The organism is Spiroplasma endosymbiont of Villa modesta, assembly GCF_964030925.1.
In the GTDB taxonomy this organism is placed as follows: domain Bacteria; phylum Bacillota_I; class Bacilli_A; order Mycoplasmatales; family VBWQ01; genus Spiroplasma_E.
Map to the genome: position 1 here is coordinate 677,535 of NZ_OZ034992.1, position 22,935 is coordinate 700,469.

Below are 22,935 nucleotides of genomic sequence, written 5' to 3' on the forward strand. Positions count from 1 at the left end.
TAAATAATATACAATCTATGTTTATACAAATAAAATGATTTAGGAGTGAAGAAATATGAACACTTCTTCTAGGACAAGAAAAACTAAAAATCTTGGATTTTTTTTAAGGATTTTTAGTTTAATAATTATTGTTTCTGCAATAATAATTTCAGTAGTGTTTAGTGCTAAATATGTTGAAAATAATAGTAAATTAAGTATTGAGTTTGCTGGTGGTTATCAAACACAAGTTCAATATGAGGGTAAAGGTAAACAAAAAGATGTTATTAATTTATTAAAAGACAGAGTTGACCCTTTAGGTACTAGTAACGTTTATATTGAAAGCATTACTAGCAATAATAATAATAAGTATAATTTAGCGTTGAGTAAAGATGCGGGAGTTGATATTTCTACTTTTGTTCACAGTGTATCACGACGTGGTTATTCTTATATTGTTGATAAAGATGGTAATGACTTATTAGCAACCGAAAAGAAAGATGACAAAGCTACTACTTGAACAAAAAGAGATAAAAGATTATTAACTAGTGATGTTTTTTCTGCTATTAAAGCTGTTAATAATTCTGTTACTCATCGCCCAGAACTTGTTTTTGATGTTAAAAATGATTCAGTTTTAAAAGAACTTACTTCTGCCAAAGAAAATACATTTTATATTTATTCAGATATTGGTCAGTTATTAGATTATATTCGAAGTAGTATGGAGGGTATTCGCTCCCTTGCTTTTATAATTGATAATCTTAAAAATGATACTGATGGTAAGATTAAAGCATCATTAACATCATTATTAGATAATAATACACCAGGTCTTGGTAAAGGTACTGATATTTTAGCTAGAGCTAAAGCACAAGACCCTACTTTAGCACGACTATTAAATCCTAATCAAAATGGTCAATTTGGTATTAATTGAATTTATTCTGATAATTTAGGTTCAGTTCATAGTCTTTCTGTTGATACTAATGATGAAAAAAATACATATGATCCTGCTAATCGCTTTGATCCTTTTGCTTCTCCTATTGTTGGTTCACCTATGAATGCATGATTGCCTTATATTAAAGATTTATTACGTTTACCAGATGTTTCAGATATTTTACATGAAGATGTTATTGATTATCGTTATATTCCATATTGAGTTGGTGAAGTTAAAGTAACTAACAATAGTATTTCAATTAATTCAGATACTTTTAATCTTGAAACAGTTGAACAAATGAAAAGTGTTTTAACATCAGGATTGTCAAAAAATAATTTTACTATGTTATCTTATGCTAATGTTAGTCCAACGCTAGGTGCAACATCTTTAAAAATTGCAGTTGTTATTATTATATTAGTTACCTTTGTTCTTATGACTATTGTTCTGTTTTATTATCGTATGTTAGGAGTTATTGTTCTAATTATAATATCATTATTTTTATTATTTACTATTGTTAGTTTTGTTTTCATTAATGGCATAATTGCTCCTGAAAGCGTAATTGCTTTAATTATTGGTTTTGCACTATTATTAGATACGATTATTAATTTGTTGGAACGTTTTAAAAATGAATATATGCAAGGTAAAACTTTCATTAGTGCTTTTAAATCAGCAAATAAGAAAACATTATCTTCTTCATTAGATTGTAGCGCTATTATTTTAATTGTTAATTTAACTATTTTCTGATTTGGAACTCGTGCTATCAAAGGTTTTATTATTATGACTTCTATTGCTACTTTTGGTGTAATTATTTTTGGAATTATCTTATTAAGATTAATGTTATGAACATTATTACGAAATAACTGGTTAGAAAATAAACCTCAACTTTTAGGAACTAATAATATTAGTAGAAAAAGCACTATAGTTTTAAATAATTCAATAGATACAAATAATATTAAAAGTAGTGATAAAAAAATAAAAAAACAATTAATTTCAGAAAAATATCAGATTCAAATTAGTTATAAAAATAAAGTTAAAGAATTAATTAAAAAATTTAAAGTTGATAAGCAGCAATTAAAAAAAGAACATAGTAAATCAAGATCAGTTTATAAGTCAAAAGTAAAAGATTTAAAATTAAATCTTTCACAAGAAATTAATAAATTGAAACAAGAATTAATTAATGCATTAAAACCGTTAAAAATTCAAATAGTTAAAGCAAAAGACAAAAAAATATTAGTTAATTTTAAAAATGTTTTTTCAAAACTTAAAATAAGTAACTGAAATTATTTTCATAAATTAACAAAATGAATTCTTTCAGGCTCTGCTGTTATTGTTCTTGCTTCAGGTATTACTTATGGTGTAATTGGTTCTAATTTTGGTTCTGGTTTTGATCAACGAACTGATTTTGTTGGAATGGGTACAATTACTCAAGATCCAAGTGATCCTAGTTACAATATTATTAAAGAAGCAGAATTAGCAAAAGATTTTATTAGTAAAGAAATTCAAAATAATAGTCAATTTAGTAAATATTTTAAAAATATTAATTTTTCCTTAATTGCTGGTGGTGAAGGAAAACCATATCAGTTTAAAATTATTGTTCAAACAACAGTAAATTCTCAAAGTATGCAGCAAAGGTTTAAGAATTTTTTAGGGGAGATTACTAGAAATTGAAAACAAGAATCTATTTTACAATGAGGAGAAATTGATCTAGTTGTTGCTAAGTCAGGTGTAGATTTATTAGTTAATATGATTATTTCAATTGCTTTATCTTTTATTGTTATTTTAATTTATATTATTATTAGATTTCAATTAACTTATGTTATTCCTTTAATTTTAGCTATTATTTTTAGTTTACTAATGACACTTGCTATTATTAGTATTTTCCAAATTGTAATTTCTACTTCAATTGTTGGAATATTATTGGGAGTAATGATTTTAACAATAATTAGTATTATGTCAATTTTTGATAATATTCGTGAAATTAAGATTAATAATAATCAAACACAAGTTATTAGCACAGAAGAAATAATTGAAATTTCAAATAAAAGTGTTCAAAAGGCTTTACCAAGAACATTAGTTATTAATGGTGTAGTATTAATAACATCAGTAATTGTTATGTTTATTATTCCTAGTTTCTGAATAGTTAGTTTATCATTATTAATAGGTTGTATAGTAAGTTTAGTATCATCTTACTTTATTGCTCCTTTTATTTGAATTTATTTTGAGAAATGAAGAGTTTATAGATATAAAAAACGTATTAATAAAATTAAAAAACATTTCATTGGTGCAGATGAATATGTTATTAAAGGTATTAATGAATAGGTGGTTGCAATGACAAAAGAATCATTAAAAAAAATTATTATTAATATTCCTGATTTTCCAATTAAAGGTATCCAATTTAAAGATATTAACCCAATATTAAGTAATCCAGAAGCATTTCAAAGTGTTGTTAATATTTTTGTAGATTTTATTAAAAAATGTGGAGCAACAGCAATTTTAGCACCTGAAGCAAGAGGATTTATTTTTGGTGCTGCTATAGCATATAAGTTGGGTATCAAATTAGTTCTTGCCCGCAAAAAAGGTAAATTACCAGGTAAAACCTATAAAGTAACTTATTATTTAGAGTACGGTACTGCTATATTAGAAATGCAGCAAAATGTACTTTCAACAAAAGATAAAGTAGTAATAATTGATGATTTGATTGCAACTTCGGGAACAATTAATGCTTGTCTTAATTTAATAAAACAAAGTAATGCTCAATCAGTTGGCATTGCTACTTTAATTTCGCTTTCTGAATTTGCTAATAAACATCATTTTGATAATATTCCGCTGTTAGAAATAATTCAGTTTTAATAAGTAGTAAATAATGAATAATTTAACTTGTAAAGATTTTAACCAATTATTAGCGGAAGCAAAAACATTTATCAAAGATCCTAAGCAAATTATAAAAATTAAAGTAGCTTATGAATATGCATTATTAAAACATAAAGATCAATATCGAAAGAATGGTGATCCTTATGTTTATCATGTTTTATCAACAGCATATAATTTAGTATTATGACATTTAGATGTCTCTTCAATACAAGCAGGATTTTTACATGATATTTTAGAAGATACACCAACAACTTTTGATGAGTTAGTAGCAGAATTTGGTTTGGAAGTTGCTAATTTAGTTTTAGCTGTAACTAAAGTTAGTCATTTTGCAAAAGAAAAAAGAAATGAAATTAAAGCTAATTATTTACGTAAATTATATTTAAGTTTAGCTCATGATATTCGTGTCATTATTATTAAAATGGCAGATCGTTTACATAATATTAGAACTATTAATTTTTTAAATCCCGAAAAACAAATAATTATTGCTAAAGAAACTTTAGAAGTTTATGCTTCTATTGCTCATCGTCTAGGTATGCGTAAATTACAATCAGAACTAGAAGATCGTTCTTTTGCAGTATTACATCCTAAAGAGTATAAAAAAATTGATAATCTTATTAATTTGGATCGTGAAAAACGTGAAAAATTAGTTAATGAAATTATTAAAGAATTAACTAAAACATTATCACAACATAAAAATTTAATTTTTAAAATTTATGGTCGTAGTAAACACTTATATTCTATTTATCGTAAAATGTATTATTTTGGAAAAGATTTTGATGATATACATGATATTTTAGCAATTAGAGTTGTTACTAATTCTATTGATAGTTGTTATGCCATTTTGGGTTATATTCATCAAAGTTTTACTCCTGTTCCGGGTAGATTTAAAGATTATATTGCAACACCAAAAAATAATATGTATCAATCATTACATACATCTGTTGTTTTTGATAATGAAATTTATGAATTACAAATTAGAACTGAAGAAATGGAAGATTTTGCTGAAGCAGGTGCAGCTTCGCATTGAAGATATAAAGAAGGGGAAAATAAAAATCCTAAGAAACGTCAAGCAGAAATTGATGAAAAATTAAATATTTTTCAAGAAATATTAAATTTAAATGACTTAAATCCAAATGTTGATGAAAACATATTAGCAGATAATATTGCCAAAGATAATAATTTAGAAAAAGAAATTCGACAAGATATTTTTAGTGATTTAATTTATGTATTAACTCCAAATGGTAATGTTATAACATTACCATTTGGTTCAACTGTTTTAGATTTTGCTTTTAAAGTTCATACTGAAATTGGTGAAACAACAGTAGGTGCAAGAATAAATGGTATTTACTCTCCTATTAATACTGTTTTAAAATCAGGTGATATTGTTGAAATTAAAACTGCTAAAACTGCACGCCCTTCTCGTGATTGATTAAATATTGTTAAGACCAATTTTGCTCAACATAAAATAAAAAAATATTTAAATAATCAGCAAGAAAAATTTAATCAAGAAAATAAAATTAAAGATACAGAAAACAAAGAGAAAATAAAAAAAACAAAGGAAAAAATAGAAGAATATATTATTGAAAATCACATTCGTTGAAAAATTGCAAAACGTAATGTTATTATGTCAAGAATTAGATCATTAAAATATAAAACGTATGAAGATTTTTGCTTAGATGTTGCTAATGGAACTTATACAATTGAACAGGCGGTTACTACTATTTTATATAGTGATTCAGTAACATTTCAAGAATTAAAAACTAAACAACAAACAACAATGAATTTAAGTAGTAATAATGAAATTATTATTGAAAATGCCCCCAATACTAAAACATCATTGGCTCATTGTTGCTTACCTATCCCTGATGAACCAATTGCGGGTTATATTACTAAAGGGCAAGGTATTAAAGTTCATCGTTTAATTTGTCCTAATGTTAGTTTGCCAGAGCGTAAAGAACGTATTATTGATACTAAGTGAAATTTATTAGCAACCAGTCATCATCTTTATAATTCAAAAATTCAAATTCAATATTTAGATCGACCAGCATTGATGACTGATGTTTTAAATATTTTGGGCTATTTAAAGGCACAAATTCAAAGTATTGATGCTAATAATAAGCTTAAGGAAAATCATGGAAGTTTAAAAATTTTAATTAAAGTTTCTAATATTGAACGTTTACATCAAATTATTTCATCAATTAAAAAAATTCCTGATATTATTGCAATAAACAGAATAATTATGTAATATTTTAGTATAATATTTTCAGCATTTAAAAGTAAATTTAGGGTAAACATTAAGAGACAGTGTGGTTGGTGCAAACATTGGTTAACTAATTTTATGACATTAAATAGCTTGTATTATTAATTAATTAAATATGATAAATTATAATTAAGTGCATTTACTTTGTAAATGAATTAGGATGGTACCGCGTTAAGAAACGTTCCTAAAATAAAGGAACGTTTTTTTAGAAGATTTATTTTTTATTAAAAGGAGTAAAAAAAGTATGCAATTTCAAAAAGCAAGAGGAACACGTGATATGTATAATGAAGAGGTTATTATATATCGTAATATTATTAAATCTTTAACACAGTGTGCAATTAAATATAATTATCAAGAATTTATTACTCCTATTTTTGAAAATGCTCAACTATTTTTACGAGCCGTGGGAGATACAACTGATATTATTCAGAAAGAAATTTATCAATTTAATGATAAAAATGATAGATTATTAGCTCTTCGTCCTGAAGGAACAGCGGGTATTGTTCGTTCTATAATTGAAAATAAATTATATAAATCTAAGCAAACGTTAAAGTATTTTTATTATGGTTCAATGTTTCGATATGAAAGACCTCAAAAAGGGCGTCAACGTCAATTTAATCAATTTGGTATCGAAACTGTTGGTGTTAAACATCCTTTAGTTGATGTTGAAGTAATGATGATGGCCCTAGAAATGATAAAAAGTTTTTCAATACCAAATTTAACTTTAAATATTAATTATTTTGGATCTAATGAAACAAAAAATAAATACCAAATAGCACTTAAAGAACAATTATTAAATCAAAGTAAGCAATTGTGTGAAAATTGTAAAATTAGAGTTAAAGTATCGCCACTAAGAGTTCTTGATTGTAAAATTTGTACTAAATTAAATTTAGAAATACCATATTTAAATGATTTTTTAACTAATGAAGAAAAAACATATTTTACAACCATTATTAATAGTTTAAAAAATAATAAAGTTAATTTTATTATTGATGAGCATTTAGTTCGTGGTTTAGATTATTATAATGGTATTATTTTTGAAATAACTACTATTGATTCACGAATTGGTGAAAGTCAAAATACTTTACTTGGTGGTGGTAGATATGATAATTTATTTAATGAATTGGGCTCACCATTAAAAATACCTGCTATTGGTTTTGCAATTGGTATTGAAAGATTAATGTTATTATTGGTAGAAAATAAAAATATTAATAAACCACCAATTATTGATTTACAAATTATTGCTTTAAGCGAATTAGGATTAATAATAGCTTCCGATTTATTATTACAATTACGTAAAGAAAATTATCATATTGATATGGAATATAATTTATATCAAGATAAAAATAAGTCACAGATTATTGATCGTAGTTTAGCCAAAAATATACTATTTTTAAAAGAAAAAAATCAGGTTAGTTTTTATTCTTTTGTTAAAAAAGAAATGATAAAATTAATTTTTGATACTGAACAGCAATTGCTTAGTAAGGTTAAAAATCTATTATTAGAGGAGAATGAAGAATATGGAAAAACTCTTTAGAACTCATACATGTGGTAATTTAACGCAGGGTGATATTACAAAAGAAATTATTATTAGTGGTTGAGTTAAAGATATTCGTATTAATAAATTTGGTATTTTTATTGATTTACGTGATATGTATGGAACAACACAAGTCATTGTTAAACCAGATAACGGATATTATCAAGAAATAAAAAATGTTAAAGTTGAATCTGTTTTAAAAGTAATTGGAACAGTTGTCTTACGAAAAAATAAAGATGCAAAAACTGCTAATGATATGATTGAAGTAGTAGCAAAAGATATTGAAATATTAAGCAATTCTATTAATTTACCATTTGTTATTAAAAATGATAATACGCTTGCTAGTGAAGAATTACGTTTACAATATCGCTATTTAGATTTAAGAAGACCAGCAATGAATTATAATATTAAATTTAAACACCAAGTTCTTAGTTGCTTACGAACATTTTTGAATCAAAATAATTTTTTAGAAATTGATACTCCTTGCTTAACAAAATCAACACCAGAAGGTGCTCGTGATTTTTTAGTTCCTGCTCGTATTCAAAAAAAACATTTTTATGCTTTACCACAATCACCACAAATTTATAAGCAATTATTAATGATATCAGGTATTGACAAATATTATCAAATTGCTAAATGTTTTCGTGATGAAGATTTTCGTGCTGATAGACAACCCGAATTTCAACAATTAGACTTAGAAATGGCATTTACTACTAGTAAAGAAATTAAATTAATAGTAGAAAATATGATAATAAGTCTTTTTAATACTTTAAAAATTGGTAATATTCCCTCAACATTTTCATCGATTACCTATGATCAAGCAATGGATTTATATGGTAGTGATAAACCTGATTTGCGTTGTACATGTAAGTTAATAAATATTAATATTAACAATAATAGTGATGGATTTATTTATAAGGGTTTTATAGTTAATGATAAAATGAATGAAACAACTATAAAAAAAATAACAGAAATTAGCAATCAGTATGGAGGAAAAACATTAATAATTTATGACTTAATTAAGAAAAAAATTATTCATAATAATTCTAAAGTAAAGTTTGATGATTTAGTTTTAGCAGAAGAAATATCAAAAATAAAATATAATAATAATTTTTTAATTTTCGTATATGAACAACAAGATGTTGCTAATAAAGTTATGGGTGCTATTAGAAGTTTTTATATTAATGATTTGTCAAAACGAATTAATCATAAAGATTTTATGAATAATATTGAAAACTTTGAATTTATTTGAATTATTGATTGACCAATGTTTGAACAGGAAGAAAATAAATGACAAGCTTGTCATCATCCTTTTACAAGTCCAAAAAATCCTGAAAAATTATTAGATATAAAAAATAAAGATTTAGGAACTTTAACTGCAGATGCTTATGATTTGGTTTTAAATGGTTTTGAAATTGCTGGTGGGAGCATTAGAATTCATGATTATAAATTACAAAAAAAGATTTTTGAATTATTAGATTTAAGTAAAACAGAAATTGAAAATAAATTTGGTTTTTTCTTATCAGCTTTTAATTACGGAGTTCCTCCACATGGTGGTATTGCTTTTGGCATTGATCGTTTATTAATGATTTTAATTAAGAATGAATCAATTCGTGATACTATTGCTTTTCCTAAAAATAATCGTGGTATTTGTTTATTAACAAATAGTCCTAGTGAAATTTCATCTGATCAGTTATCAATATTAAATTTGGAATTTAAGAAGTAAAATTTTAATTTTAAAGTGATTAGAAGTTTAATAAAATTAGAAAATATAAATATTAAAAATCTCTAATGAAAAATAATTAAATTGTTTTTCATTAGAGATTAATTATGTAATTTAATTGAAATCAATTTTTCAATAATGTTAAATTAATAATTATTAATTTCAATTATATTTTTTTTGATATTTGTTAATATTCAAGTTCAATAAATGGTTCACTATCTTTGGTTTTTAGATGTCATATAGCTGGTAAATTTTTTTGAACTAAAGTAAAGACATTATTTGGTGGTAAGCATTTATAAAGTGAACCATCATTAGTTTTAGTTTTTCCATCTCCGTTTCATGTAGTAACATATAAAAAATTTGTATTTTTATTAAAAACTAATGATAGTACTCCCCCTTTTATTCCAGACATTGGTTTAAAGTTTGTTTCTTCTGCTAAACATTTGTAAACTTCACCATTACTAGGAGATTGATATGAACCGGTTCAAACTCCTGCATAAATATTATCATCATTGTCAAAAGTTAAAGAAGAAACAGATTTATTTATACCGCCACTTAGCCCTTTTTACTAGACCATTAATTTAAAAAACCTGAATGTATTCTAAAAACAATTGTGTTATATAATTAACACTAATTTTAACCTGAAAGGATTTTTATTAATGGATAAAATTAAACAAATAGCATTAGTAATTAACAAATTAAATATCAAAGAAAAAATTAAAATTATTGATGATTGTAAAAATCAATATTCAATTAGAAACCTATGTCAATATCTTCAATTAAACAGATCAACATATTACTTTTTAAAAAATAAACAAAAACCTATTAAAAAAGAAGAAAATCATATTATTAAATGCAATCATAAATATCAAAAAATATGCCAACTTTTAATCGAATTTCATTCTACAAGAAAAGGCAGAATTTATGGATATTTAAGAATTTTTTCAGCTTTTAAAGAGTGATTAAAACAAGAAAAAAATATCATTTTAAATATAGAATTATCAATAAAACAAATGCGAAAAATTATGAAAGAACACAATATTCAAGGATTAAAACAAACTAAAAATAACTATCCTAAAAACAAAAAAAATCCAAATAAGTGAATACCTACAATGGATAAAGTAAACAAAGATTATAAAAGTACAACCTCTTCAAATCAAATTTGATCAATGGACACTAAACAAATAAATACTAAAGAAGGATGATTATATCTTTTTGTAATTATTGATTTTTATTCAAATAATGTTGTTAGTTATAATATTGCTCCTAATAAATCATATCAGGATTTAATTCTTCCTGCTCTTGAAAAAATCAACAAACAATTTTCTTGAAATCAAGTAAAAAATGTTATTTTACATTCAGATAACGCCAACGAATTTTATTGTCAGGATATCACAAAATGAGCAGAGGATAAACAAATAATTTTAAGCAAAAAACAACCTTATGATATTGGTGGTAATGTATTATCTGAAAACTGATTTTCTCATTTATCTCAAGAATGACTACCTAAAGGATCAAATCAATATTTATCCATCAATGAAGCTATAAATGATGTAAATCAATATGTTATGTTTTATAATTATGAAAGAATACATTCTAAATTTCTAAAACCACCAATTTTACAAATTAAAATTTAGAATTTTATATCAAAAATGGTCCAGTAATTAAGGGCCAACCACCAAGTGGCAAGTGGCTTTTTACAATAATTATATTCTTTTAAATATTTTCCTTTATTTCCCGCCATTATACCAAGATATAATGTTCTAATTAAATGGAATTTATCTAAAACAAAATGTGCACCTAAATAATCAGCAACTTCTTTAATTCATCCTGCACTATCACCACAAATAATAATTTTTGCTTGTTCAATATTTTCATAAAATTTTTGACAATGTTCTTTAACAAATTCAGCAGTTTTTTTAACGCCAATTGCTGTTTTTGTTGGTCTTATAATTGCCTTTACTCTTTTATTTTGTACTTTATGATTAATATTATCTGTATATGTTACTATTAATCGCATAGAATGCTTTGTACCTTTACGTTTAAAATTTCAAAATTTTCGGTGACCATCATCAATAGCAACAAAAATAGGTTGATTTTTTTCTAATTTTACTTTTACTGTATTTGCTTCAATTACTTCTAAATTTTTAAAAACTCTATGAATAGAACTAAGACTAATATTTGCTTTTTTTATAATATCTCAAATATCTCTGTATCTTTTTCCATCAGCAAAATATTCAATAATAGTTTGTTCAATATCTTCACCTATTCTTTTATATTTTGGCAGTTCTAGTATTTCATCAACTAAACAAACACGAACTCATTTTTGTAATTTTTCATCAAAATATTCATAAATTCTTCTTTTATAAGTTACTAATCCATACATTATTTTTCTTGTTCGATATTGATAATCAACAATTTTATATTTCTTTTTATCTCTTGTATTTTTTATTCTTCAATCTATTTTTTCTCATTTATTTGTTATATGTTTTAAAACTAATTTATCAATTTTTGCACTTTGTTCTCTAAAATTTCATTTATAATTAAAATTCACATTTACTTCTCCTAACTATTTTAAAAAAATCAAAATTTATTGTAAATAATTTAAAATATTAATTTACTTGTTTATTATATACATATATAAGTGTAATTTAAAATTAAATAAAAAAACCACTTTCATATTTAAAATATAATAAACAATTTCAATATAATTAATAGTATAGGTCTCATAAAATAAACGCCTTTAATTTAGGCGTTATTTTGCATTTAAAAGCATACTTGTAAAAATAATCAAAAATAGTACAATTTAAAAGTAAAATTAAGGAAAAAGGAGAGTTTATGAAAAAAATAATTAAATGTTTTATAAAAAAATGTCAGAATGACATAATATCTGTTACTAATGAGCCTACTGTTTTTTGTAGTGAACATCATATTAAGTTTTCAAATTTTCTTGATGACCAATTAATTTCAGATGAAATAGTAGAAGAATGAAAAGAAAATCCTGAATTATATGAACAGTTTATTGATGTAGTAACAATACAATTTATTTATCAAGAAAATGAAAAAAATAAAAAGTATAATTCCAAAAAAAAGTTAAATAAATTTTAAAAAAGGAGAAATTTATTATAGACATATTCCGTAATTAAATTTTTTAAAAGTCAATTAATAATTTTAAAATTTATTTTATAATTTTGTTATTAACAATAAATTTAGAAAAGTGTTGATAAAAATGATTTTTGAAAATTTAAAAAAATTAAAAAATGAAGAATTTTACAGATATTTTGGTATAAAACGTTTTCATTTTAATGAAATGTTAGAAAAATTAATTGAAATAGAAAAATTAGAAAAAAATAAAGGTCGAAAAAATAAACTTTCAGTAGAAGAAAGATTAATGATGACTTTATTATACTGAAAAGAATATTATACTTTTTTTCAAATGAGTATTAAATCTAAAATGAGCCCATCAAGTTGTTTTCGAAATATTACTTGAGTAGAAAATAAACTTAGTAACCACAAAGATTACCAATTTTTAAAAGAAAGATATAAATTAAAAATTGATAAAAAACAAGAAAATTCAAATGAATTTCAATTTTATTTAATTGATTCAACTGAGATTGAAATTGAAAGACCAACTAAAAAAAACTACAGTTAGAATATTTTTTTGGTAAAAGTTGAATGTATTCTATAAAATTTCAAATTGTATATGATTTTTTTAATAAAAAAATTGTTGATATTTTTGCTGATAATGGTAAAGTGCATGATTTTCAAATATTAAAAAATTCAAATCTTGAATTTTCAGAAAAAACAATAATTATTGGTGATTTAGGATATCAAGGTATACAAAATATTTATAAAAATACAATAATACCAATTAAAAGAACTAAAAATAAAAAATTAACTAAACAAGAAAGAAAATACAATAAGATTGTATCTAAAATTAGAATTAAAGTTGAACATGTCTTTGCTTGATTGAAAAGATTCAAAATTTTAGTAAATAAATGTAGAAAATCTAAATTTAGACTTATGTACTTAAGATTTAACTTACTTTGTGAAATTTTTAATAAAATAAAACCATTAAAATAAAAAAAATATTAAAAATATTTTTTTAAAATTTAAATTTTTATCGAGTTAATATAAAAATATTATTAACAATTTTTTGTTTAAAATGTAAACTCATTTTTTAAACTATTTTTTCAAAAAATATTTATTTCTATATTCAATAACACTAAATAGTTTTAAAACAATTTTATTGACAATTAATTAAATTTAATTACGGAATATGTCCTAAATATAAATTTAGGTGAATTTAAAATGGTATCTAAAACAATTTGTTCATAAATAACATCTAATGCTTTAATTTTATCCATTACTTTATTACAATCTGCTAGTTCATTTGCTTTATTTCTCATAATTGCTATTGGTATATAGTTAATATTTAGTGTTTGTTCTTGTTCTAAATTAGCGTTATTAATATATGATTTAAAATCTAATGGAAATTGTTTTTTATTATCACTAATACTATAAATTGCACGATTAATAGTTACTTGTTCATTATTTAATGTATAAATTTCAAATAATCTTACCATTTGTGCATTTTGTTCATAATTATCATAAAAAATAGTACATTGAATTAATTTACCAGTAATATCATAAACTCTTTGTTGTATATCAACTACTTGAAAATATAAATCATCATTAGCAATATAAATTAAATAACCGCTAATTCCTAATTTACTTAACTTAAAAATTGAATTTCAATTTTTTCTATAAAATTCTTCTTGAATTAAATATTTTTTAATAGTTTCATTATTAATTTCTAATGGAGCATTATATAAATTAGCATTATTTTCTGCTACAAAATCAGTGAAATAAGTTTCATGGTTAAAGTCATTAAAACCAAAATAATTTAAAATAGAAGCATGAGTACTTTTATTTTTATTAGTTAAAAATTTTACTTTTTCATTTTGATTATCACTAATATTACTTTTATCTTTTCTAAAAAATCTACCTAACATAATATTCACCACCTTTCTTTTTAAAATATTTGATTAATTTTTAATATAATTTTGACAATAATAAATATAATTAAACCAGCAGTTGCTGATGATAGAATTACTCCAATTAAACCTAAAATAATCTTTATAATTTTAAAAAACATAATATTATTCCTGTAATTCTTCTAATTTTTTAAAAATATAATCTCTACCCATACCCCACATTATTCTATTGTTATAAATATTAATTTCAGTTTGTTGGTTATTGTTATTATTCGCTATTCATAAACTACTTTTTACAACGCTTGTATCTAATTGATAATAAAAATTAATTATTTGTCAACTATAATTTTTATTATTTTCTTTACTTGTATAATCACCATAACTTATATATATTCTATAATGTGTTTTATCTTTAAATATATATTTTATAAAATTTTGATTATTATTATTTTTATCTGTTATAACTTCTCCTACTTCTTTTCATTGTGAAATATTTGGAGTTGGTGTTGGAGTATTTGGTAATTCAATATTAATCTCATTATTTTTTAATTCATTTATTTTTAAAGTATGACTTGTAATTTTTATAGGTTGAATAATATCTACTTTAACTGTATTTTGTAATTCTTCTAATGAAAAAATATTTGCATATTTTTCATTTCCACCTTCTAAAATTAATTGTCATTTATTAATATCTAATAATTGTAAATATAAAATACCTTCTTCATTATTAATTAAACCTTTTGTAAGAAATATTTTACTTCCATGTATTCCACCTAAATAATTACCTGTTTTAAATTCTACTGTTATTCTTGTATTTACTTGATGAAATGGTGGAGATTCCCATGTAATAATTACTCTATAAAGAGTATTAAAAGCAAGATTAAAATCACCATATTTACGATTATTTATACTTTTACCTATTACTTTTCAATTTTCTTTAACTTGTTTTTTATTTATTTCATTAATAGCACCAACAATATTTTTATTATTAGTTTCTAATCTTCCATAAGTATTATTAAGCAATAATGAGATAGCAAGAGAACTATTTGAACTATCATTTATTCATAATTGGTCTCTATCATCTTTATATGGTGGTTGGCCCTTAATTACTGGACCATTTTTGATATAAAATTCTAAATTTTAATTTGTAAAATTGGTGGTTTTAGAAATTTAGAATGTATTCTTTCATAATTATAAAACATAACATATTGATTTACATCATTTATAGCTTCATTGATGGATAAATATTGATTTGATCCTTTAGGTAGTCATTCTTGAGATAAATGAGAAAATCAGTTTTCAGATAATACATTACCACCAATATCATAAGGTTGTTTTTTGCTTAAAATTATTTGTTTATCCTCTGCTCATTTTGTGATATCCTGACAATAAAATTCGTTGGCGTTATCTGAATGTAAAATAACATTTTTTACTTGATTTCAAGAAAATTGTTTGTTGATTTTTTCAAGAGCAGGAAGAATTAAATCCTGATATGATTTATTAGGAGCAATATTATAACTAACAACATTATTTGAATAAAAATCAATAATTACAAAAAGATATAATCATCCTTCTTTAGTATTTATTTGTTTAGTGTCCATTGATCAAATTTGATTTGAAGAGGTTGTACTTTTATAATCTTTGTTTACTTTATCCATTGTAGGTATTCACTTATTTGGATTTTTTTTGTTTTTAGGATAGTTATTTTTAGTTTGTTTTAATCCTTGAATATTGTGTTCTTTCATAATTTTTCGCATTTGTTTTATTGATAATTCTATATTTAAAATGATATTTTTTTCTTGTTTTAATCACTCTTTAAAAGCTGAAAAAATTCTTAAATATCCATAAATTCTGCCTTTTCTTGTAGAATGAAATTCGATTAAAAGTTGGCATATTTTTTGATATTTATGATTGCATTTAATAATATGATTTTCTTCTTTTTTAATAGGTTTTTGTTTATTTTTTAAAAAGTAATATGTTGATCTGTTTAATTGAAGATATTGACATAGGTTTCTAATTGAATATTGATTTTTACAATCATCAATAATTTTAATTTTTTCTTTGATATTTAATTTGTTAATTACTAATGCTATTTGTTTAATTTTATCCATTAATAAAAATCCTTTCAGGTTAAAATTAGTGTTAATTATATAACACAATTGTTTTTAGAATACATTCAGGTTTTTTAAATTAATGGTCTAGTAAAAAGGGCTAAGTGGCTATGTAAAATATCCTTTCATAAAAACAGATTTTTTATAATAATTAGTTAAATCTGATATTTTATTATCAACATATTCTTTGTTAGTTGCATCAGTTTCAAAAGTAGGTGTTCCAACATCAATAATTCTTTTATTATTAGCACTAATACCTTTATCATCTTTTGAATTAATAAAATTAGGATTATCTTTATTAACTTCTCATAATGATTCACCACCACTACTACTAGTACTAATAACATTATTTTCAATTTTAATATTTTCACCAGCAATTAATTTATCTTGTTTTTTATTTAATAAGTCATTAGTTTCTTGCTTTGTATAATAATCATTATCAATACTATCTTCTGCTATAAATTCAATTGGTGTACCAGTTCCTTGATATTGATATATATTATGAATTATTGGTGTATATTTTTTTGTGCTATTAGTAGCAATAAACTTTATTAAATCAACATCATATAATAATGTTACTTTATCAATATTAACATCAATATTTTCAATTATTATTTGCTTTTGTTCTATTTGACTATTAGTAATTCTGATATTAGATTTAGTTAATTTAGGACGTATTGCAACCTTAGTTAGATTTAATAAAAATATAAATGAGAGATAAAACTCTCATTTTTTAATTGTTAAATAAAAAAACTTTAAAACTCTCGTAGATATTCTAATTGTGAGTACTAAATGTAAATACTACTACATGAGTATAAAAGAGTAATTTATTTATTTTTATTGAATTGTTATTGTATGAAATTGAAATTAAATTTGTATAGAAATGCAATAACCATAAACCCTGTTCTTTAATTATTAATAAATTATTACACATAAGGGGGGTTATATATTACATACATACCTCATCAATAATATCATAACATAAATAAATTAATTATTAAATATAATTTTTTATTTACGTATATGTGCTTCACTCATCAAGAGTGAAAGCACAATATATTACGTATACGTATTAATAAAAATATATATATAAGCCTTTTATCACTGTAGGTGATAAGGCTTATACGTAAAAATACGTATTAGAAAGGAATATTATATGCCAAATATTAGTTTAGATTTAAAAACTAAAATACAAGAATCAACTAATGGTGGAATATTATTAGAAATTGGTGAATATGAAACATGATTTCCTAAACAATATACTAGTATTGACGAAAATAATAAAAAAATAGCATTAAAAATATTTGAAAATTTTGATTATAAATTAGGTAAAAATTCAATTACAGAAAATATGAAAAGTATTAAAGGTAGTGAAGTTTTAAAATATATAAAAAATATTCCAGATATTACTACAAATGAAAATGAATTAATATCTTGTGAATTTTATGAACAATATAATGGTTATTATATTTTTACAAATGATAAAAATCAAGAATGTTTTAAATATAACATTACATGAGAACAAGATATGAAAAGTTTTAAAATAAATAATCCATATAATGATAATGATTTAGCAATAAATTATATTGTTACACCAATGAAAGATATAAATACTCATAATGAAAAAATATTTTATTTAAAGTATTAAAGGAAATTAATATGTTATTAAATGTTGAAAAAATAGAATTAATAAAAAAATTATGTAATGAAAAATTACTTAAAAATAAAAAATATATTGAAATACAAGAAATATTAAAAATTATAGAAAGAGAGTAATTAATTATGTTGAATTTAAAAGAAGATAAAAGAATATATTTAAAATATGAAGAAATTGAAAAAATATTTGGTTCATGTGATATATGTAATAAAAATTCATCATTTGCAAATAGAACTTGTAATAAATGTTTTTATAAATTAATAGGTGAAAAAAATGAAATGTAATATACATAATGAAAAATATATATGATTTTCTGAATTAGAAAAAACATATTATTGTAATAAATGTATTGATGAAATGATTGAAGAAGATATGTATTTAACATCAAATAATTGAGATTACTTATATGAATATTATATTAATGAATTACAATTAGAAAATTTTAAAGGAGTGTAAATATGAATAGATTAGAATTACAAAATGCAAGAAAATTAATAGAAAAATTTGAAGAATTACAAGAAGAATTTAATAGTAAATATGAAAATAGTTTAGATGTTAGAATTGATGATGATTATGAATTAAACATTAGTAATGATTATTTTACATATGAAGATGTAAATAAATTAGAACAAGCAATTATTGATTATAAAAGAATTTTTAAAGGTTAAAGGAGATAAATAAATATGGTAGCAGCAGCACTTAAAAAACATGAAGATAAATTATTAATTAAAAATTTAAAAATTCGTCTTACTAAAAATGATCATTATGAATTAAAAACATATTGTTATGAAAGAAATATAACTATGAATGATTTTGTAAGGGATTTAATAAAAAATGCAATAAATAGAAAGAGTGATAAATAATGAATAATTTATATAAAAAAATACTTAAATTACAATTAGAAATTGGTAGTACACCTAAAAATGGTTTTAATACTCATGGTAATTATAAATATTGATTATTAAGTGATATTTTTAATAAATTAAAAGGACTATGTAGAGAACTAAATATACTTATTTTACATTCAGATAATTCAGAAAATATGAATATAAATAAAATAGAAAATATTAAAGAATTTATGGATAAAAATAATAATAAAATACAAAATGTAACAAAAGAAATAGAAGTTTCATATCAAAAAAAATATTCAATTATTGATTTAGATAATATAGAATTTAGAGAAGATTTTAATATTTTTGCTTGTGCTAAAAATACAGATATAGCAAAAGCAAAAGGTAGTGCAGAAACTTATGCTTATAGATATTTTTTAATGAATTTACTTTTATTAAGTGAAGATGAACTTGACCCAGATAATGATAATGTTAATTTAATTCAAAATAATAAACAACAAAATAATTATATTAATAATAATGTAAAAATACAAAATGAAAAATGAGAACCAAGTGAAAAACAATTAGATTATTTTGAAAAATATATGATTACAAATACAGTTTTATTTGATGAATGTATAAGAGAAGATATGGAAAGATTAAATCCAAATAATAATAAAGATTTTTTAATATTAATGGGTGAAAATTATTTAAAAACTTTATTTGATAAATTTAAAGAAATTCGTGAAAGATTTAAAAATTTAAAAAATAATAATAAAAGTGAATATAGAAATTATGAATAAATGTAAATATTGTAATAAAAGAATTTGATTAACTAATTATTGATGTATGAATTGTTTAAAAATATTAGTTATAAATTTAAATAAAAAAAAGGAGAAAAAATAATATGAATAAAGAAAAATTAATTAGTTGACTAAATATAATTTTAGATAGTGATATAGAACAATATAATAAAGAAAAAGACATATATTATTTAAATAAATTAAGAGGTTCAATTGATTTTATTAAAATTTTAATTAATAAAATAAAATGTGGAGAGTTTGATAATGAATAAAGAAAATTACTATATATTTACATATAAAGAATGTCAATTATTAGAAGAGAAATATAAATTAGATTTTCCTTATTATGTTGGTAATAAATTAAGAAGTGAATGTGATGAGTGTAAAAGTATTACTGATAATGATGTATTAGATTGAATTAATGAAGAAATGGCAAAAGTTGAAAATTTATTAAAAAAATATAAAAATAAAAAAATGTTAAAAGGTTATTATTTAGGATTAGAAAAAGCAAAATCTTATTTTGTTTGTAGAGAGGGACAATAATAATGAATAATTATTTACTTTCAATTGACCCAAGTATTAAAAATACTGGATTTACATTATGAGAAAAACAATGATATCAAAATGATATTAAATCTTATCCTACTTATTTTAGATGAAAACCAATATTAATTAAAAGTTATAGTTTTAAAAAATATAGTACTGGAGTTGAAATTAGTAAATCAGATTATATTTATAATAATAACTTTAATTATTTAATACTTAATCAAATAGAAAAAGAATTAGATTTTCAATTAGGAAGTAAAAATTCAAAATCCAACTTTAATCTAATTATAGAACGTGGTACTTTTCATAGTAAAAATGGTATTGGTTATGAAACACAAGAACATTTAAGAGGTTTTATTGCTGGTCAATTTAATAAATTAATAACAAAAGATATGTTAATAAGTCCAAGTGAATGAAAGAAATGATATAAAGAAAATTATAAAAATATAGAAATAAATTATAATAATTGAAAAAAAGAATATTCTTTAATATTAGTTAAAGATTTAATTACTTTTAATAATTGAAATATAACAATATCAAATCATGATGAAGCAGATAGTTTATTAATTGGTTGATATTATTTAAATAAGGAGAATAAATAATGAAATGTTTACTGTGTGAAAAAAGAGCAGTAGGAAGTCGAAAAATTATGAAATTAGAAGCATATAGTAACGATAATTTTTCATTTAACTTATATTTTTGTAAAAAACATTTAGAAAAAGAATTAAATATGAATGGTATAAAAATTAAGGAGAATAAATAATGTTTATGAATTTTAAATTAAAAAAAATAACAAAAATTAATAAATTATTAGATGAAAGAGCTTCTTTTTTACATATGTATTTACTTTATAGTAATGAACAAATAAAAAAAGATGTAACTATTATTTATTTAAATAATTATTTAAATAAATTAAATAAGGAAGTAAAATAATGCAAAAACAAAAACAAGAAAAAGTATTACTTAAATGTATTGTTAAAGATTGTAATAGTAAAGTATTAGTTACTTTAAAAATTGGAAATATAGAAGATAGTGCTGTTCAATTTTTTAATATGTGTTATTTTCATAAAAAACAATTTAAAAATAAAATAAAAGAAATTAAAAATAAGGAGTAAATAATGAATTTATGAGACTTTTTAAAATATAGTGATAAATATAATGTTTTTAAAATATTTACTGAAGATAAAGAAATATATTTTTCATGAAATGGTGGAAATAGTGAATTAGATGATGACCGTACTTTATTAGGTTATGAATTAGCAGACTGAAAAGTATTATCATATAAGTTAGACCCAGATAGTTTAGAAATTGAAGTATTTGTTGCACCAGATAATCAATTAATGCAAAATTATAATCATTTTCCAAAAACAAAAGAAGAAAGATTAAATTATAATAAGGAGTAAATAATGATAATGATAAATTGTACAATAGATGAATTTTTAAATAAATGAAAAAAAGAAAAACATTATGATGTAAGTGTTGGTCATTTTTCAGGTGAAGGAGATTTTACTTTAAATTTTAAAGATTTGCATATTGACAAAAATAATATTGAAGAATTTGAAGAATTATTAAATGATTATAATATTAATAGAAAAATTTGAGAAAAAATAGAAAAATGTAAACAATGTCATCATCATAATTCTCAAATAGAAATTAATGATGATGATGAATAAAATAATTAAATAATCTATATTTAATATAGAAAATATGATATAATTAATAAAGAGAAATTACTCATTCCTAAATAATTTCTCTTTTTTATTTTTTTTGATTTATAATATTATTAACAAATAAAAAAATGGGAATGAGTTTTTATTTATGAGTAATAATAATATAAATGAATATTGATTATATTTAGATGATAGTGGTAAATTTCTTAATAAAAGCGATAAACATGTAATTTATGGTGGTATTATTTTTAATAATAAAAATAAAAGAAATAATTTTATTAAAAGTTTTATTGAAGCAAAAAAGAAAGTAACAAAAAAATCTGAAATAAAAGGAGATGATATTGCTAAAAAATATATTAAATTTAAAAAAAGTCCTTATAAAAAAGCAGATATAGAAAATTTAATTAGTAAATACAAAATAATAGATAATTTATTTTGCGTTTGAACATGCAAAAAAGATTTAATTTTACCAACTTCAGATGAAGAACATGCAAAATTAAAAAATAATGAATTAATTGCTTTATTAATAAAAAAATTAATTGAAAATAAAACTATATTACCTAATTCAAATATAAATTTATATATTGATGATATTTATACACAACCTATTCAAGAAATAGATGCAATTAATTTAAAATCATATCTAAATAAAAATTATTCAAAAAATGGAATAATTAGATTTTTAAGAACAAAAAATATAATCATTAATAAAGTAAAATACTTAGATTCTAAAATATATAATTGTATACAGGCATGTGATATTATTGCAAATTTTTGTAATAAATATTTAAATAAACATAAAGACGCAAAACAATTATTAAATATATTTGAAAATTTTGAATTTAATATAATTGCTTGTAAGTTTCCGGTAATTATATATAATAATAGTATATTAGATATAAAATGCTGTTGGTCAGAGTCTAGTCAGGTAAATACTACTGGAAATAAAGTTGCTGGTGTGTTCTTAGAGAGCAGGCAAGCTGCCCAACAAGATAAGGAATAATTTTTATTCCTTTTTCTTTTTATATA

The 22,935-nt window shown here is 21.8% G+C and carries 31 protein-coding genes; 25 read left to right on the forward strand and 6 right to left on the reverse strand.

Annotated features, from left to right (window positions below; genetic code table 4):
* Positions 1-55 precede the first annotated feature (55 nt).
* The 5 genes from secDF (at position 56) to aspS (ending at position 9,295) form a co-directional block, all read left to right on the forward strand.
* Positions 56-3,220, forward strand: a complete 3,165-nt coding sequence (secDF, locus tag AAHM89_RS04370) for a protein translocase subunit SecDF (RefSeq protein ID WP_342267068.1) — start codon at positions 56-58, stop codon at positions 3,218-3,220.
* A 9-nt stretch (positions 3,221-3,229) separates the two neighbouring features.
* Positions 3,230-3,751: an adenine phosphoribosyltransferase gene (locus AAHM89_RS04375; protein ID WP_342267069.1), complete on the forward strand. Its 522-nt coding sequence runs from the start codon at positions 3,230-3,232 to the stop codon at positions 3,749-3,751.
* A 13-nt stretch (positions 3,752-3,764) separates the two neighbouring features.
* A complete protein-coding gene (locus AAHM89_RS04380; RefSeq protein WP_342267070.1) occupies positions 3,765-6,017 on the forward strand; it encodes a RelA/SpoT family protein in 2,253 nt (750 codons plus the stop codon).
* A 259-nt stretch (positions 6,018-6,276) separates the two neighbouring features.
* Positions 6,277-7,569, forward strand: a complete 1,293-nt coding sequence (gene hisS, locus AAHM89_RS04385; protein ID WP_342267071.1) for a histidine--tRNA ligase — start codon at positions 6,277-6,279, stop codon at positions 7,567-7,569.
* Positions 7,553-9,295: an aspartate--tRNA ligase gene (aspS, locus tag AAHM89_RS04390; protein WP_342267072.1), complete on the forward strand. Its 1,743-nt coding sequence runs from the start codon at positions 7,553-7,555 to the stop codon at positions 9,293-9,295. Before hisS ends, aspS begins: the two co-directional genes overlap by 17 nt.
* Positions 9,296-9,479: 184 nt before the next feature.
* Here aspS and AAHM89_RS04395 read toward each other — a convergent pair whose 3' ends face one another.
* Positions 9,480-9,704 carry a hypothetical protein gene (locus tag AAHM89_RS04395; RefSeq protein WP_342267073.1) on the reverse strand — a complete coding sequence of 75 codons (225 nt, stop codon included), beginning with the start codon at positions 9,702-9,704 and terminating at the stop codon, positions 9,480-9,482.
* A gap of 247 nt (positions 9,705-9,951) precedes the next feature.
* Between AAHM89_RS04395 and AAHM89_RS04400 the strand changes: the two genes are divergently transcribed.
* A complete protein-coding gene (locus tag AAHM89_RS04400; RefSeq protein WP_342265776.1) occupies positions 9,952-10,929 on the forward strand; it encodes an IS3 family transposase in 978 nt (325 codons plus the stop codon).
* On the opposite strand, the gene AAHM89_RS04405 is transcribed toward AAHM89_RS04400, so the two are convergent.
* A complete protein-coding gene (locus AAHM89_RS04405; RefSeq protein WP_342267074.1) occupies positions 10,926-11,846 on the reverse strand; it encodes an Mbov_0401 family ICE element transposase-like protein in 921 nt (306 codons plus the stop codon). The genes AAHM89_RS04400 and AAHM89_RS04405 overlap by 4 nt on opposite strands.
* Before the next feature lie 284 nt (positions 11,847-12,130).
* On the opposite strand from AAHM89_RS04405, the gene AAHM89_RS04410 reads away from it, so the two are divergent.
* From AAHM89_RS04410 to AAHM89_RS04420, 3 genes are all read left to right on the forward strand, one after another.
* Positions 12,131-12,400 (forward strand): hypothetical protein, encoded by a 270-nt coding sequence (locus AAHM89_RS04410; RefSeq protein WP_342267075.1) that lies wholly within the window; start codon positions 12,131-12,133, stop codon positions 12,398-12,400.
* Between the two features lie 121 nt (positions 12,401-12,521).
* The gene (locus tag AAHM89_RS04415; RefSeq protein ID WP_339045912.1) at positions 12,522-12,944 is read left to right on the forward strand and encodes a transposase family protein; all 423 of its coding nucleotides are present in this window, start codon (positions 12,522-12,524) and stop codon (positions 12,942-12,944) included.
* Positions 12,945-12,967: 23 nt separating this feature from the next.
* Positions 12,968-13,375 (forward strand): transposase family protein, encoded by a 408-nt coding sequence (locus AAHM89_RS04420; protein ID WP_339045908.1) that lies wholly within the window; start codon positions 12,968-12,970, stop codon positions 13,373-13,375.
* 173 nt (positions 13,376-13,548) lie between these two features.
* Here the strand turns inward: AAHM89_RS04420 and AAHM89_RS04425 are convergent, their stop codons facing one another.
* The 4 genes from AAHM89_RS04425 to AAHM89_RS04440 form a co-directional block, all read right to left on the reverse strand.
* Positions 13,549-14,307: a hypothetical protein gene (locus tag AAHM89_RS04425; RefSeq protein WP_342267076.1), complete on the reverse strand. Its 759-nt coding sequence runs from the start codon at positions 14,305-14,307 to the stop codon at positions 13,549-13,551.
* A gap of 20 nt (positions 14,308-14,327) precedes the next feature.
* Positions 14,328-14,450 (reverse strand): hypothetical protein, encoded by a 123-nt coding sequence (locus AAHM89_RS04430; RefSeq protein WP_255495924.1) that lies wholly within the window; start codon positions 14,448-14,450, stop codon positions 14,328-14,330.
* A 4-nt stretch (positions 14,451-14,454) separates the two neighbouring features.
* On the reverse strand, positions 14,455-15,312 hold the full coding sequence (locus tag AAHM89_RS04435) for a hypothetical protein (protein WP_342267077.1): 858 nt from the start codon (positions 15,310-15,312) through the stop codon (positions 14,455-14,457).
* A 110-nt stretch (positions 15,313-15,422) separates the two neighbouring features.
* Positions 15,423-16,400, reverse strand: coding sequence for an IS3 family transposase (locus AAHM89_RS04440; protein ID WP_342265776.1), 978 nt, complete (start codon positions 16,398-16,400; stop codon positions 15,423-15,425).
* A 187-nt stretch (positions 16,401-16,587) separates the two neighbouring features.
* Between AAHM89_RS04440 and AAHM89_RS04445 the strand changes: the two genes are divergently transcribed.
* The 16 genes from AAHM89_RS04445 to AAHM89_RS04520 all read left to right on the forward strand — a co-directional run bounded on the left by AAHM89_RS04445 (position 16,588) and on the right by AAHM89_RS04520 (position 22,909).
* A complete protein-coding gene (locus tag AAHM89_RS04445) occupies positions 16,588-16,830 on the forward strand; it encodes a hypothetical protein (protein WP_342267078.1) in 243 nt (80 codons plus the stop codon).
* A gap of 726 nt (positions 16,831-17,556) precedes the next feature.
* Positions 17,557-18,048, forward strand: coding sequence for a hypothetical protein (locus tag AAHM89_RS04450; RefSeq protein ID WP_342265952.1), 492 nt, complete (start codon positions 17,557-17,559; stop codon positions 18,046-18,048).
* A gap of 134 nt (positions 18,049-18,182) precedes the next feature.
* Positions 18,183-18,341 carry a hypothetical protein gene (locus AAHM89_RS04455; RefSeq protein WP_342265953.1) on the forward strand — a complete coding sequence of 53 codons (159 nt, stop codon included), beginning with the start codon at positions 18,183-18,185 and terminating at the stop codon, positions 18,339-18,341.
* Positions 18,331-18,513 carry a hypothetical protein gene (locus tag AAHM89_RS04460; protein ID WP_342265954.1) on the forward strand — a complete coding sequence of 61 codons (183 nt, stop codon included), beginning with the start codon at positions 18,331-18,333 and terminating at the stop codon, positions 18,511-18,513. Before AAHM89_RS04455 ends, AAHM89_RS04460 begins: the two co-directional genes overlap by 11 nt.
* Positions 18,514-18,515: 2 nt before the next feature.
* A complete protein-coding gene (locus tag AAHM89_RS04465; RefSeq protein WP_342265955.1) occupies positions 18,516-18,725 on the forward strand; it encodes a hypothetical protein in 210 nt (69 codons plus the stop codon).
* 15 nt (positions 18,726-18,740) lie between these two features.
* On the forward strand, positions 18,741-18,920 hold the full coding sequence (locus tag AAHM89_RS04470; protein ID WP_342265956.1) for a hypothetical protein: 180 nt from the start codon (positions 18,741-18,743) through the stop codon (positions 18,918-18,920).
* Positions 18,920-19,690 (forward strand): ERF family protein, encoded by a 771-nt coding sequence (locus tag AAHM89_RS04475; protein ID WP_342265957.1) that lies wholly within the window; start codon positions 18,920-18,922, stop codon positions 19,688-19,690. The genes AAHM89_RS04470 and AAHM89_RS04475 overlap by 1 nt, the downstream gene beginning before the upstream one ends.
* Before the next feature lie 104 nt (positions 19,691-19,794).
* Positions 19,795-19,962, forward strand: a complete 168-nt coding sequence (locus AAHM89_RS04480; RefSeq protein ID WP_342265958.1) for a hypothetical protein — start codon at positions 19,795-19,797, stop codon at positions 19,960-19,962.
* On the forward strand, positions 19,955-20,233 hold the full coding sequence (locus AAHM89_RS04485; RefSeq protein ID WP_342265959.1) for a hypothetical protein: 279 nt from the start codon (positions 19,955-19,957) through the stop codon (positions 20,231-20,233). The genes AAHM89_RS04480 and AAHM89_RS04485 overlap by 8 nt, the downstream gene beginning before the upstream one ends.
* A 2-nt stretch (positions 20,234-20,235) precedes the next feature.
* Positions 20,236-20,838, forward strand: a complete 603-nt coding sequence (locus AAHM89_RS04490; RefSeq protein WP_342265960.1) for a hypothetical protein — start codon at positions 20,236-20,238, stop codon at positions 20,836-20,838.
* Positions 20,838-20,999: a hypothetical protein gene (locus AAHM89_RS04495; protein ID WP_342266041.1), complete on the forward strand. Its 162-nt coding sequence runs from the start codon at positions 20,838-20,840 to the stop codon at positions 20,997-20,999. The genes AAHM89_RS04490 and AAHM89_RS04495 overlap by 1 nt, the downstream gene beginning before the upstream one ends.
* Positions 20,999-21,169: a hypothetical protein gene (locus tag AAHM89_RS04500; RefSeq protein ID WP_342265961.1), complete on the forward strand. Its 171-nt coding sequence runs from the start codon at positions 20,999-21,001 to the stop codon at positions 21,167-21,169. The genes AAHM89_RS04495 and AAHM89_RS04500 overlap by 1 nt, the downstream gene beginning before the upstream one ends.
* Entirely contained in the window at positions 21,169-21,351 is a 183-nt protein-coding gene (locus AAHM89_RS04505) for a hypothetical protein (protein ID WP_339047164.1), read from the forward strand. The genes AAHM89_RS04500 and AAHM89_RS04505 overlap by 1 nt, the downstream gene beginning before the upstream one ends.
* Positions 21,352-21,354: 3 nt before the next feature.
* Positions 21,355-21,639, forward strand: coding sequence for a hypothetical protein (locus AAHM89_RS04510; RefSeq protein ID WP_342265962.1), 285 nt, complete (start codon positions 21,355-21,357; stop codon positions 21,637-21,639).
* Between the two features lie 3 nt (positions 21,640-21,642).
* Positions 21,643-21,909, forward strand: a complete 267-nt coding sequence (locus AAHM89_RS04515; RefSeq protein WP_342265963.1) for a hypothetical protein — start codon at positions 21,643-21,645, stop codon at positions 21,907-21,909.
* A 145-nt stretch (positions 21,910-22,054) separates the two neighbouring features.
* Positions 22,055-22,909 carry a DUF3800 domain-containing protein gene (locus AAHM89_RS04520; RefSeq protein WP_342265964.1) on the forward strand — a complete coding sequence of 285 codons (855 nt, stop codon included), beginning with the start codon at positions 22,055-22,057 and terminating at the stop codon, positions 22,907-22,909.
* Positions 22,910-22,935 lie beyond the last annotated feature (26 nt).